This window comes from Brevundimonas sp. DW-iso22 (genome assembly GCF_058725425.1).
Window position 1 is genome coordinate 267,740 of sequence record NZ_JBZXEB010000007.1, and the last position, 13,101, is coordinate 280,840.

Sequence of the window (13,101 nt, forward strand, 5' to 3'; positions counted from 1 at the left end):
GCGTCAGATGGCCCGGACCGCCCCGCCGTCCAGCCGGATCAGCGAACCGGTGACGTAGGCCGCCTGCGGACTGGCCAGGAAGGCGGCGACGGCACCGAACTCCTCCGGCATGCCCAGGCGACCGACGGGAATGCCGGCCGTGGCCTCGGCCCGGGCCTGCTCGGGCGTTATGCCGTGGGCGGCCGCGCGAGCCGCGTCCAGCCGCTCGATGCGCGGCGTATCGATGCGGCCGGGCAGCAGGGTGTTGACGGTGATGCCGTGCGGCGCGACCTCACCCGCCAGCGTCTTGGCCCAGGCTGTGACCGAGGCCCGCAAGGTGTTGGACACGCCCAGCGACGCCACCGGCTCGACCACGGTGATCGACGCCACGTTCAGGATGCGGCCCCAGCCCATGGCCTTCATCCCCGGCAGGACGCGGTCGGTCAGGCGGAAGATCGACAGCACCATCGCCTCGAACTGCGCGCGCCACAGGTCGGGCTCCAGCCCTGACACCCCCGACGGGGGCGGCCCGCCGGTGTTGTTCAGCAGGATCTCGATCGGCCCACCCAGCGCTGCCTCGGCCACATCGACCGCTGTCAGCAGGGACGCATGATCCGCCATGTCGGCCGGCGCGATGACGGCGCGGCCTGGGCCCATCGCGTTCAAATCGTCAGCGACGGTCTGCAGCTTTCCGGCATCGCGCGACAGCAGGGCCACATGCGCCCCCTCGGCGACCAGCGCCGTCGCCACGGCCCGCCCCAGTCCGGCGGAGCCGCCGCAGATCAGGGCGCGTTTGCCGCTCAGCCCCAGATCCATCGATCAGGCCTGCATGGTCCAGCCTTCCACACCCATGGCCGCCTGTTTGACGGCTTCGGAGCGGGTCGGATGGGCATGACAGATGCGGGCGACGTCCTCGGACGCACCGCCGAAGGCCATGGCGACGCAGGCCTCATGGATCATCTCGCCCGCCTGCGGACCCATGATGTGGACGCCCAGAATCCGGTCCGTCGTCGCATCGGCCAAGACCTTGGCATAGCCGTCGGTCTCATGATTGATCTTGGCGCGGCTGTTGGCGGTGAAGGGGAATTTGCCGACCTTGTAGGCGATGCCGTCGGCCTTCAGCTGGTCCTCGGTCTTGCCGACCCAGGCGACCTCGGGGAAGGTGTAGACCACGCTGGGGACCATGTCGTAGTCGACGTGACCGGCCTTGCCGGCGATCAGCTCGATCACCGCGACGGCGTCTTCCTCGGCCTTGTGGGCCAGCATGGGGCCGCTGGTGACGTCGCCAATGACCCAGACGCCCTTGGCTCCGGTCTTCAGATGATCCTGGGTGACGAAGCCGCGCTTGTCCGGCTCGATCCCGACGGTCTCCAGCCCCAGGCCCTGCGTATAGGGACGGCGGCCGATGGCCACCAGGACGACATCGGCCTTCAGCGTCTCGGCCTCGCCACCCGCCGCCGGTTCGACCGTCAGCTCAACGCCGTCCTTGACCGACTTCGCGGCCGTGACCTTGGAGCCCAGCTTGAAGGTCATGCCCTGTTTGGTCAGCACGCGCTGGAAGGCGGTGGCGACATCGCTGTCCATGCCCGGCGTGATGCGCGGCAGATATTCGACCACCGTCACCTGTGCGCCCAGACGGCGCCACACCGAACCGAGCTCCAGCCCGATGATGCCGGCGCCGACCACGATCATGGTCCTGGGCACGGCGGGCAGGGCCAGGGCCCCGGTGGAATCGACCACCTTGCCCTCGATGAATTCCACGCCAGGCAGGGGTGTCGGCTCCGATCCCGTGGCGATGACGATGTCCTTGGCGGTCAGGGTCGTCTTCGACCCGTCGGCCGCCTCGACCTCGACCTGGCCCGGTCCGGTGATGCGACCGCGACCCTTGATCCAGTCCGCCTTGTTCTTCTTGAACAGGAATTCGATGCCCTTGGTCAGGGCGGTGACGCTCTCATGCTTCTGCTTCTGCAGCTGGTCGACGTTGATCTTCGGCGTGCCGATCTCGATCCCGAGGGTCGGAAACTCCTTGGTCGCCGCCTCGAACAACTCCGAGGCATGCAGCATGGCCTTGGATGGCATGCAGCCGACGTTCAGGCAGGTGCCGCCCAGCGTCTCGCGCATCTCCACGCAGGCGACGCTGAGGCCCAGCTGGCCCGCCCGGATCGCGGCATTGTAGCCGCCCGGTCCGCCGCCGATGATGACGACGTCATAGGCCTTGGCTGCGGCGGGGCTGGGGGAGGCGGCTTCGGCCATGGGCTTGCTCTGGTCCTGTTCGGGCGCGGATGGGGGCGCGGGCGTGTCCGGGGTGTCCGGCGTCTGGAAATGGCCCGCCGGGTCTGGGCTGAGGGTGATCGGCTCGGGTGCGGTCTCGGCGACAGCCTTGGTGGGCTTGCCGCCCAGCATCGACCGCAGGCCGCCCAGAAGTCCGCCGGATGTGTCTGTCTTGCGGGCCATGATCGGGGTTGTCCGGACGCGAGAAGGTTCGCGCCTGCATATAGGGGACCCGCCCCGCCTGCGGCAACGCCGGAAGGGCGCGATACGCAAAAGGGCCGGACGTTTCCGCCCGGCCCTTCGTCGATTGCTGTCGCGCAGGATCAGAAGTTCAGCTTGATGCCGAACTTGCCGGTCCAGGAATATTCTTCGTACTGGAGCAGACGATCACGACCCGGGCCGCGCTGGAAGGCGGTGTAGGTCGCGTCATTGGCGTTCACTAGTTCGGCAAACAGCTGGACGTTTTCGGTCACTCGATATTTGCCGCTCAGATCGATCTGGAAATGGTCATCGACATAGCGGTCGCTTTCGGCATCGCCGCCAAGTTCATCCAGATAGCCCGAGCGATAGGCTCCGGCGACGCGCAGGCTCAGCGGGCCCTTCTCATAGCCCAGAACAGCGTTGAAGGTATGTTCGGAAGATGTGGGCAGAGGCACGGTGCGCCCCAGAACCTCACCCTCGGCATCGGTGTACGTATAGTTCAGATTGACCAGCAGGCCATCGAACGGCGCGGGCAGGAACGACAGGGCCTGACCGTAGCTCAGTTCCGCGCCGAACACCGTGGCCTCGTCGCCGTTGATGGGGATGACGGCCTCATCGTAATCGATGCCCGCGAACGTGCCGTCCTCGAACTCGGCATCGATGATGAAGTCCTCGATCGACTTGTAGAAGATGCCGCCTTGGATCACGGCCTCAGGGGCGAAATAGTACTCAAGCGTCGCGTCGAAGTTCCACGCCTTGTAAGGGTCCAGGTCCGGATTGCCGAACTCGCCCGACCGCTCGTTTTCGTCATTTTCCTCAATCAGGAAGCGCGGTGCCTGACGACCGAAGCTGGGACGCACGACAGAGCGGAAGGCTCCAAAGCGGGCGATCAGGTTTTCTGCCGCTTCGTAGCGGACATTCACGCTGGGCAACCAGTCGGTATGACTGCGGTCGAACTGCACCGGCGTGATGAACAGGGTGTCTTCGTCCAGCTCGACGCCATCGATGATTGCGCCTTCCTCGACCAGGTCGATCCGCTGTCCGTTCAGCTGGACTTCAGTCTGCTCGACCCGAACCCCGCCGACGACGCGCCAGGCATCCCTCTCAAGCTTGGCCTGGGCATAGCCGGCATAGATGTCTTCGTCCGCCGAATAGCTTTCCGCGTTGGACGCGAAGGTGCTGTCCAGATCGTTGCGCTCGAAATCGCCGAAGCCACCGCTCAGGAAATCGCGCGTTTCCGACAGGCCCGGAACGGGGTCGATGGTGGCCAGGCCATAGCTCTGGCGGCCCACGACGTCCGCCAGGGTGAAGTCGCCGTCGTACCCGTCGTAGATGTCGAAGACATAGCTCAGACGCTTCTCGCGCTGGCGGGCCTTCCCGCCGAACTTGAACTCGATATTGCCGCCGTCGATGGCCATGTCATAGGCCGCGTCAGCCTTGACCGAGAACTCGCGGTCGCGCGCATCTTCACGGGTAGTGCGCTCCAGGGCGTCGAACTCATACTGCGACGGATCCAGGAAGAGGCTCTGGCCGAAGTCGATCTGATACGTCGGGCGGCGCAGGTCGCCGTAGTTGATGGTGACGCCCAGTTCGCCTGCATCCTCGAAGTCGCGACGGAAGACGATCGGGTCAATCGACCCATTTTCCTGCTGATCGGCTTCGGAATAGGCCACGTCATAGTCGAAGCGCCACTGGCCATAGTCGGTCCGGCCACCGGCCGAGATCGTGCGAATGGTCTGCACCTCGCGACGGTCCTTCAGATCGCGCTCGACCCGGATACGCCCGTCGGCTGAATCGAACGAGGCACTGTCCCCGACGATCTCGGTCGGTTCGTCGAAGCCGAAGACCAGGCGGGTGCGCAATTCGGTGTCGTCGAACTTGGAATACAGGCCGCGCAGATACAGGCGTGTCGAATCGTTGAGTTGGTAATCCAGCGTCAGGGTCGCGCCATAACGTTCGCGCATAACGTCATAATCGCGGTACTCCAGATCTTCGGCAAAGATACCGCCGTCGTCCGTCTCGCTCCAGCCGTCCATCTCGATGTTGTCGGTGGCGAATTCACGGTTGTAGTAGCTGGCCCCCCCAGCGATGCCGAGGCGGTCATTGAACTTGTAGACGAAATCGAAGCTGCCCTTGGGCGAGGTCTGTTCGTTCTGATCGTTGTACGAGCCCTCCAGCGACGCCGTGAACAGGTTGCGGCGACGGTCCAGCGAACTGGTCGTTGCGATGTCGATCGAGCCTCCGATGGTGTCGCCGTCCATGTCCGGCGTCAGCGACTTCTTGATCTCGATGGATTCGATCAGTTCTGACGGGATGACGTCCAGCGCCACGGCACGCTCGTCGCCTCCGGTCGCGAGCACACGGTTGCCGTTGATCGACGCCGAGTTCAGATTGGGGTCGAGACCCCGCACGGATACAAACCGGCCCTCGCCCTGGTCGTTCAGAACATTGATGCCGGGCGCGCGGCGCAGGGCCTCCGCCACGTTCTGGTCCGGAAACTGGCCGATGGCGTCGCGGGTCAGAACGGTCTGGACCGTGTCGGCGCTGCGCTGGCGCGAGACGGCGCTGAGGAAGTTGGCGCGCTGGCCGATGACCAGGACATCCTCGATCACCGTACCGTCCGAAGATGCGAGCGGACGTAGTGAGAAGTTGACGGAGGCAGTGCCCGTCGCGGGCACAACCACCTGGCGGGTCTCATCGACGGCACCCGCGAAACCAGCACGCAGCGTATAGGTGCCGGGTGCCACGTCACCAAAGCGGAACGTTCCGTCTGCACCGACCGTCGCCGTCTGGTTCAGTTCGACGATCGTGACCTCGGCCCCCTGTAACGTGCGAGTGCCTGAGGCGTCAGCCACAGTACCCACGACGGGTCCGGCAAAGGCAGGCGTCGCTGCGGCGGCGAAGATCGGAGCCAGGGCGGCACCGAGCAGAAGCGCGAATTTCATTGATGGCATCCCCGAGAGACCGGCAGCCAAAGGGCTCCGGTGTTCGGAAATCGGAGCTAAGCCGTAGCGACGACGCCTCCACGACGATTTGACGAACAAGCGGTGCCGATTTTCAGACGCGCGCGTGACGTTTGCTCTTGAACCGGATCAGTTGTCACATCGATGTTCGAGAACCGTCACAGGGCCTTGCTTGACCCGACGCGCGCGTGCGTGGTCTGCGCGGTCACGCTGGAACACCCTGCTTTCGAGAGGCCGCCATGTCGATCCGCACCCTGACCACACTGGTCGCGTCCGCCGCCCTGCTGACCGCCTGCGCCACGGCCGAGCCGGAAATTCCCCAGGGCGTTCTGGCGGCGGGCGATCCGGCCAAGCCCGTCGTCGCGGCGGTCGAGACCGTGGTCACCACTGACCCGACTGTGGATGCCGACGATCCTGCCTTCTGGGCCGATCCGCGCGATCCCTCGCGGGCCGTGATGTTCGGGACCGACAAGTCCGATGGCCTGTATGTCCACAATCTGGACGGCACGGTGCGGCAGTTCTTCCCGGACGGTCCGATGAACAATGTCGATGTCCGCTCAGGCTTCATGGTCGACGGCAAGGCGATGGTGCTGATCGCCGCGGCCGAGCGCGACCGGTTCGGCATCATGACCTGGCTGATGGACCCCGCGACCCTGGAGGTCCGCCGCTGGGGCTTCATCCCGACCAATATGGGCGAACCCTATGGCTTCTGTATGGGCCAGCGAGGGGATGCCTATTATCTGGTGCCCAACAACAAGGCCGGGCTGGTCCAGCAGATCCGCGTCACCGCGGGACCGAACGGCCCCGTCGGCGTGGTCGAAAAGTCGATGCAGCTGGGCAGCCAGACCGAGGGCTGTGTCGTCGATGACGTCGCCGACCTGCTGTACGTCGGTGAAGAGGATGTCGGCATCTGGCGTTTCGACTTCGACCCGGCCGGCTCCAGCGCGCCGACCGAAATCCAGCCCATCGACCGCGTCCGCCTGACCGACGATGTCGAGGGCCTGACGATCATGCGCGACGGCGCGAACAAATACCTGATCGCCTCCAGCCAGGGCGACAGCACCTATCCGGTCTGGCGTGTCACCGGGAGCGGAACACAGACGGCCTATGCCTACGTCGGGCGCTTCACCATCGTCGACGGTGTCGCCACGACCAGCGGCCAGCCCGTCGATGCCGTCACCCACACGGATGGTCTGGACGCCTGGAGCGGGGCCATCGGCCCCTGGCCGCAGGGTGCGCTGGCCTTCCACGACGACAGCGACGCCCCCAACCGCGGCCAGCAGAACTACAAGATGGTCGACTGGCGCGAGATCAAGCGCGCGCTGGGCATCGACTAGTCACTGACGCCACAATGATCCTGAGAGGCCGCTCCCTCGCGGGGCGGCCTTTTCGCTTTTCTGAAGGATCACAAACGAAAAAGGCCCGGTCTTGCGACCGGGCCTTTTCTGTCTCGACTGGAGCGGGCGAAGAGATTCGAACTCTCGACCCCAACCTTGGCAAACTTCGCCGCCCATGAGGCCGAGGTTGCGTAGCATGGGGCCAGATACGACAAAGGCCCGCCGTTTCCGGCAGGCCTTGTGCGTTTCGACTGGAGCGGGCGAAGAGATTCGAACTCTCGACCCCAACCTTGGCAAGGTGAGGCTGGCATCTTTCCCAATAGTTCCCTACAATTCCCTCCGGTTCCCTAGAGTGCCGCCCTGCGGGTTTTAGAGCCTGATTGAAGAGACCCGAGAGTTCTGCTGAGTGCCCGCCGATGGAAACCCGGTGATGACCATTTGATGACCAAGGAACAGTCGTGACTGCCTCAAGCCGCAAGAAGCTGACCAAACGAGTGGTCGATGCGACGGCCCCTAATCCAGCGGGCGATGTGATCGTCTGGGACACCGAGGTCGCTTGCTTTCGGCTTAGGGTGAGGCCCAGCGGTCGGAAGGCATACGAGGTTCGATACAGGCCGAAGGGCTCGACCACCCAACGGCAGATCAGCATCGGCAGGCATGGATCACCATGGACGACTGAGGCGGCGCGCGAGCGGGCCAAGGATATCCTTTACGACGCCGACGGCGGAAACGACCCGCTAGCCACCCGCCAGGCCGCACGCACAGCTCTCACGCTCGCCGAACTTGCTGACGCCTACTTATTGCAAGGGCCAGCCCACAAGCCCAACAAACGAGCCAGCTCCTGGGATGTCGATCGCTACAACTTCACCCATCACCTGAAACCCCTGCTGGGCCACCGCCCGGCTCGCGATCTCCGTCCGTCCGACCTGGCTGAATGGCAGTCCAAGGTGGCGACGGGCGCGACAGCCAAGCGTGAGAAGTCCGGCAAGCTAAGGGGCGTGACCAATGTCCGAGGGGGGCCAGGGGCTGCTGCTCGGGCAATGCGCTCTGTCGCTGCAATGCTGGCGTGGGCAAAAGGCCAAGGACTCGTCACTGCCAATGCAGCGGAGGCGGTCGAGAAGATCCCCGACCAGCAATCCGAACGATACCTATCCGACGAGGAGGGCGCAGCCATCTGGAGCGCCATCCATGACTTGTGCAGCACAGGTCGGCTGACTGATGCACAGGTCGCCTACTTCCGGCTTCTGATGCTCACCGGGGCCAGACGTGGGGAAATCCTAGGCCTTCGCTGGAATGAGATCGATTTTCGCCGCGGGCTGCTTTTACTCGCACCGGCCCGTCACAAGAGCGGCGGTCGGGCAAGGGCAAAGACCCTGCACCTATCGCCTACTGCGCTCGACATCCTGACCCGCCTCAAGTCACAGCGGAATGGCTTCACCCACGTGTTCCCAGCATTGGCGGCCCCAGCCAAAGCCGGAAACAAGGACGGTGAGAAACGAGCGGCGATCTACCGCGACACCCCAATGTCGCCACCCAAGGCGGCGTGGGCACGCGTGCTGGCAGCAGCCAAGGTCACCGGGGCCAGCTTCCACACCCTCCGACACACATTTGCGGCCCAGGTCGTCGCTGATGGGACCGGGCTCTATGCTTATCCCAGCATCGCAGACATGGCGCGTCAGTTGGGAGCGACTGAGACAGGCGTGAGCGGAGCGATCAAACAGTTGGTCGCCGCCGGCCGTCTGCGAGTCGTCGCGCCTTCTGGTGCCTGGGGCCGGACACGTCACAACCGCTACTACCTGATTGGGTCAGACGGCAGTCAACCGATCGCGGCCTGGTACAAGGCGCACAAAGCCAAAGAACCCCCAATAACCGTTGAGGGTTTAGGCGACGTGGACCCGAAACCCCCAATGGCTGTTACAGAAACCCCCAATGGCCATTGCCGAAACCCCCAACAGCCATTGAGCTATAACCCACTGAAGAAACCCTCTGAAGAAAGTCAGCGCCAGAAGTCTGGCGCAACATGGCTTTCCGAGGGTTCGGTGATCCCAGATGGCTTCCCAGATGCTCTGGCGATGAAGGAGGCTCGACTGATCGTGGCCAGTGAAAACTCTGACGCAGACATTGGCGAGGAACGCCATCGGTTCTTCACGCACGCCATGTTGAAAGATCGACGCTGTCAGGACTGGCGAGCAGCGTGGAGGCGATGGATCGAGGCAGCGATCGATGGCCTAGATCCGGAACAAGTTGCATGAGCTGGGGCGCGTCATCGCCGTTTGAACACCCGCAGGAAGCCTCCCTCAAAACTAAGGGACGTCAAGCGGAGCCTAGCATTCCGCTGTCAGCAATAAAGGAATCTCTATCAAGGCCTCAGCCCGTGAGATCATGTTTTCCAGGAGGAAGACCCATGATCACACCCGAACACATCACCGCGCTCGCACTCGTAGTCACAGCCCTGTCGGGGCTAGTTTGGAACCTGCGGCGGAAACGGTAGGCTGCCGCCATGTTACTTGCCACGCTTCCGCCGGACCCACCGCCAATTGTAGGTCGCGCGACAGTCATCGACGGCGACACCATTGAGATCCGAGGGCAGCGTATTCGGCTCTGGGGGATCGATGCGCCCGAGAGTCGCCAGTCATGCTCGAGAGCGGGGCAGGCATATCGTTGCGGTCAGGAGGCGGCTAATCACCTCGATCGCCTGGCGCGGGACAAGACAGTCTCATGCGCACCGATAGGTCGCCCGGACCGCTACCGACGTATCGTTGCCGTTTGCAGCATCAGCACGGGGCCCTGCCTCGATCTGCCCTGCATCCCTTCGGCTCGGCTGAATGAGCTGATGGTGGCGGATGGCCAAGCCGTGGATTATCCGCGGTACAGCCGGCGCGCATATGCCCGGCTGGAGGCAGATGCTCGGCACCGGCAGGCCGGTGTTTGGGCAGGCGAGTTCCAGAAGCCGTGGGAATGGCGGGCGCGGTAGCTCGGCCCTCAGTAGGCCGCGTTCACTTCCAGCCTATCGACCCAGCTCTCCAGCTCTTCGATGCGCATCTCGACCTCTTCTGCTCTGGCGTTGGCCGAGGAGGCCGTCTGGTCTGCGGCCGACGCCTGGTCACGCGTCTGGTCGTCAGCGCACCCGGCCAGCAGCAGCACAGCCAGTCCGATCGCTCGCATCCTACCCATCCCCGTCACGATCGAGGTGCCCGCCGTAGCATAACTTAGAAACGCCCCCTCAGCGGTGCAGCACGGATGCGATCCGTAAGGTGACGTAGCAGCGGCACCGACGCGATATCGGCTGGGTCGGGCTGGAAAAGCGTAAGCGTTTCGCGGTCAGCCATGAACTCGGACCATTCGGGCCGCCACTCCCGATTATCCGTCTTGAGCATGAAGTCTAGATGGCCGACGACGAAATGCCACGCGCTCCTTCCGTCCAACTTCGTGCGGTAGGGTGACAAGGCCATAGGGACGCGTTTCCCGTCCCTGCCTCGCATGTTGGAAACGGAGAGGATGGCCGGTAGATCGAAAGGTACGTTGCCGAATAATGAGGCCTCGAGGCGCGCTCGATAGGGGCCCAGATTCAACCTGTCGCGGGCATTGCACGGTGCCATGACGTGTCGCCACACGGTTCCGTAGATGAAGCGCATCAGCAGCTCTGGTTGCGGATTGCTGACCTGAAGGGCAGCACCTTTTGGATGTACCGTCGCATCGTCGGCAAATCGTCGGCTTAACTTGATAACGTATTCATCTCCGCCGCCTGCCTGGTCCTCATGAACCTTGCATAAGAAACGGTCATCCCATGGTCCGTTCTGGCGTTCAACATAACCCGGCTGGTGCCGGCTAGCTTCGACTAGAGCGCGAGCATCCATGCGCATGTCGAGCATGATGGCACGGGGAAAAAGGTGCGATTTGACGGTCGGCCCTTGGCCGCACACAACACATATGCCGTCAGCCTTACCGATGCGGGACCTATTTTCTCTGTGGCGTACGTGACGCTAAAAACGCAGTTTGTTTTTCTGATAGGTGAAACCGTCACCAGCGTCCGGACGTCAGCTGCCGCTGATCTGTTTCATCACAGCAGCGACTCCCGTCCAGCCTAACAGGCGCGGCCAGAGGAATGCGAATGCGCTGGCCAAGACCTGATACCAGTAGGACATCCTCGCCTTACGGGCGCTCATGATCTCCGAGTTGGCAGCGTACGCCTCGGCCAGATCGCCGAGCACCTGCTCACGGAGCTTCGGCGGAGCGAAGAATGCAACCAGCTGTTCTGCAGCACGCGGCGGACGCTGAACGTCCTGCTGCTTCCGTTTAAAGGTGATCACATCGACGATGACGGCGATGAGCGTCGAGATCGATTTCGTCGCAGCACTTTCGGCTCTGCTCATCGCAAGTCGCTCGGCGGTGCGCATGATTTCGGCTCGCAGCTTCGCTGAGGCGGTGCGCGAGTCCTCTACTGCTCGATTGTAGATGTTCAGCTGCTGACGCGCGTGCTCAACGGCCCGTTTGCGGGCATCTAACTCCGCCTTTGTGAGCCGCATCTTTGCCATGTCGAAGTCATCGTTATCCGACATTTATGCCTCCTGCGGCTGAGGGCCAGCCGACCAGCTCGCCGGCGGTAACGCTTCGACAGGCTTCGATTGCGACAGTGCTGCCTGGCCGACAGCGTTGACCGTATAGAACTTCTTCCGCCGCCCGCCGCGTTCGTGGGTCACTTCACCCCAGCGGGAGGTCATAAAACCCTTCGTTTCGAGCCGGTCGAGGACTGTATAGATCGAGCCGATGCTCACCTGCCGACCTGTCTGCACCTTCAAAGTCTCAATGATAGCAAGGCCGTAAGCGTTAGTGCCTGCTGCCATTGTGGCTCGAACGACCTCGGTCTCGAGCACACCTAGTGTTTGTTTAGCCATGCCTGCAATCTCCTTGTAGGACATATGAGAAATAGAGAACGATCAGCGTGGAGTCAATCGGGACGGCTCTGGTACTGGGCGGCTAGCCTTGGCGGCGGGGTGCCTGGACGACGGTCGTGGTGAAGCTCATCCCGCGGCACCGGCGACATGGCCCTCGAATGCGCCCAGCCAGCTCCAGGATGCCAGTGCTGCCATCCCCGCGACGCGCCGCCTTAAGCCGGTCGATCGTGTCGCTAACGGTGCGCGTTACCGTATGACGACAGCCCGCGCAGGTGACAGCGACCATTGCGTCGGCATCGCGCAGGTATGCGACAAGGGGGACGCCCAGAGGATAGGTCTCGCTGAATAGCTTTAGCCCGCAGCCCAGCGGGTGGCCGCATGCCAGTGCGGCCTGCAGCTCAGGCGGCTTGAGGTAGCCATGCCCGCCGCGCACCAGGTCCTCGAGGTCAGGCTGGACGCGACGTCCGCAGTCGGGGCGTTCACACCGATAGACGAGGACCTGCGCTCGCTGCATCGCGCCAAGCAGCGTGGGGTCCGCGTCCAGACGCTCGGGCGCGAGCTCGATATGCCAGCCAGGCACGGCGTGTTTGGCCAGGTCAGCCAGACGCCGACCCTGCGCCGTCGAATCTCGCTTTGACTGGCTGACGTTGTGGCCCATATGCCCCGGCCGTAGTCGAAACTACGACGAGAACAAAGCGGGAACAGTCCCGCGTTCGCAGTTGTCTGTTAGTGGTTGGTGGCCGGGTCAAGCAAAACCCCCCAGCGCGGGGATCACCGAGGCGCTAGTTCAATAACGAGCGTACGCTAATGATTGGAGGGTCGCATATTGCCAGGCCACCGCGCGCATCGGCTGGTTCTATTCATTCATTGGCTGAATGGCGTGTCAGGTTCCCGGATCGATCGCAGTGGCCGCTATCGACCCATTGCGGACTCTCCAGTTCAAGTGAGATGTTGCCTGATGACAGCTAAACGCGGAAACATGCTCAAGCCCTCATGGAGATCAGCCGTCGCGGTCCTGGCTTCAGTTGTCGTTTGCAGCTGCGCTCAACACACACTGTCTGAACAGTCAGAGGTCTGGACAAGACCGGCCTCGAGCGACGGTAAAGTCTTCCAAGCCGTGATTTACCCCTTCGACTTTTCGGGCTCCACGGAGGACGACGACTACGTATTCTGTCTACGGCCTTGCGATGCAGCAGCCGCAGAGATGGGCTCTGCACTCATTGTAACTCTGACTAAGGGGCAGTTCCGTGGGCGCATGGGCGACGAGCCGGTGACGGTCAGGATGAAGTTTGATGGTTCTTGCTTCACCGATTCCCTTCCCTGTCCTCACTATGCCTACCAATTCTTAGAGGTCGAGTGACAGCCGTGTCCGGTTTTCGGCGTCGGTTGCATGACTGCTTTCGACCCAGAGCGGACATTGCACCCAAAGATACATCAGAGCGCGGCGGAAGCTCC

The 13,101-nt window shown here is 63.1% G+C and carries 11 protein-coding genes; 3 read left to right on the forward strand and 8 right to left on the reverse strand.

Annotated features, from left to right (window positions below):
- Positions 1-3 precede the first annotated feature (3 nt).
- The 3 genes from AC4PRM_RS13710 to AC4PRM_RS13720 form a co-directional block, all read right to left on the reverse strand.
- Entirely contained in the window at positions 4-795 is a 792-nt protein-coding gene (locus AC4PRM_RS13710) for an SDR family oxidoreductase (protein ID WP_492040283.1), read from the reverse strand.
- A gap of 3 nt (positions 796-798) precedes the next feature.
- Entirely contained in the window at positions 799-2,232 is a 1,434-nt protein-coding gene (gene lpdA / locus AC4PRM_RS13715) for a dihydrolipoyl dehydrogenase (protein WP_492040299.1), read from the reverse strand.
- A gap of 341 nt (positions 2,233-2,573) precedes the next feature.
- Positions 2,574-5,396, reverse strand: coding sequence for a TonB-dependent receptor (locus AC4PRM_RS13720; protein WP_487921403.1), 2,823 nt, complete (start codon positions 5,394-5,396; stop codon positions 2,574-2,576).
- Positions 5,397-5,653: 257 nt separating this feature from the next.
- Between AC4PRM_RS13720 and AC4PRM_RS13725 the strand changes: the two genes are divergently transcribed.
- The 3 genes from AC4PRM_RS13725 (at position 5,654) to AC4PRM_RS13735 (ending at position 9,725) form a co-directional block, all read left to right on the forward strand.
- Entirely contained in the window at positions 5,654-6,751 is a 1,098-nt protein-coding gene (locus AC4PRM_RS13725) for a phytase (protein WP_492040284.1), read from the forward strand.
- A gap of 458 nt (positions 6,752-7,209) precedes the next feature.
- Positions 7,210-9,003: a tyrosine-type recombinase/integrase gene (locus AC4PRM_RS13730; RefSeq protein WP_492040285.1), complete on the forward strand. Its 1,794-nt coding sequence runs from the start codon at positions 7,210-7,212 to the stop codon at positions 9,001-9,003.
- Between the two features lie 248 nt (positions 9,004-9,251).
- Positions 9,252-9,725: a thermonuclease family protein gene (locus AC4PRM_RS13735; RefSeq protein ID WP_492040286.1), complete on the forward strand. Its 474-nt coding sequence runs from the start codon at positions 9,252-9,254 to the stop codon at positions 9,723-9,725.
- An 8-nt stretch (positions 9,726-9,733) separates the two neighbouring features.
- On the opposite strand, the gene AC4PRM_RS13740 is transcribed toward AC4PRM_RS13735, so the two are convergent.
- From AC4PRM_RS13740 to AC4PRM_RS13760, 5 genes are all read right to left on the reverse strand, one after another.
- Positions 9,734-9,916, reverse strand: a complete 183-nt coding sequence (locus AC4PRM_RS13740; protein WP_492040287.1) for a hypothetical protein — start codon at positions 9,914-9,916, stop codon at positions 9,734-9,736.
- A 44-nt stretch (positions 9,917-9,960) separates the two neighbouring features.
- Positions 9,961-10,623: a hypothetical protein gene (locus tag AC4PRM_RS13745; protein WP_492040288.1), complete on the reverse strand. Its 663-nt coding sequence runs from the start codon at positions 10,621-10,623 to the stop codon at positions 9,961-9,963.
- A gap of 165 nt (positions 10,624-10,788) precedes the next feature.
- Positions 10,789-11,310: a permease prefix domain 2-containing transporter gene (locus AC4PRM_RS13750; protein ID WP_492040289.1), complete on the reverse strand. Its 522-nt coding sequence runs from the start codon at positions 11,308-11,310 to the stop codon at positions 10,789-10,791.
- Positions 11,311-11,646, reverse strand: coding sequence for a PadR family transcriptional regulator (locus AC4PRM_RS13755; protein ID WP_492040290.1), 336 nt, complete (start codon positions 11,644-11,646; stop codon positions 11,311-11,313).
- Positions 11,647-11,728: 82 nt separating this feature from the next.
- Positions 11,729-12,304 (reverse strand): hypothetical protein, encoded by a 576-nt coding sequence (locus tag AC4PRM_RS13760; RefSeq protein WP_492040291.1) that lies wholly within the window; start codon positions 12,302-12,304, stop codon positions 11,729-11,731.
- Between the last annotated feature and the right edge of the window lie 797 nt (positions 12,305-13,101).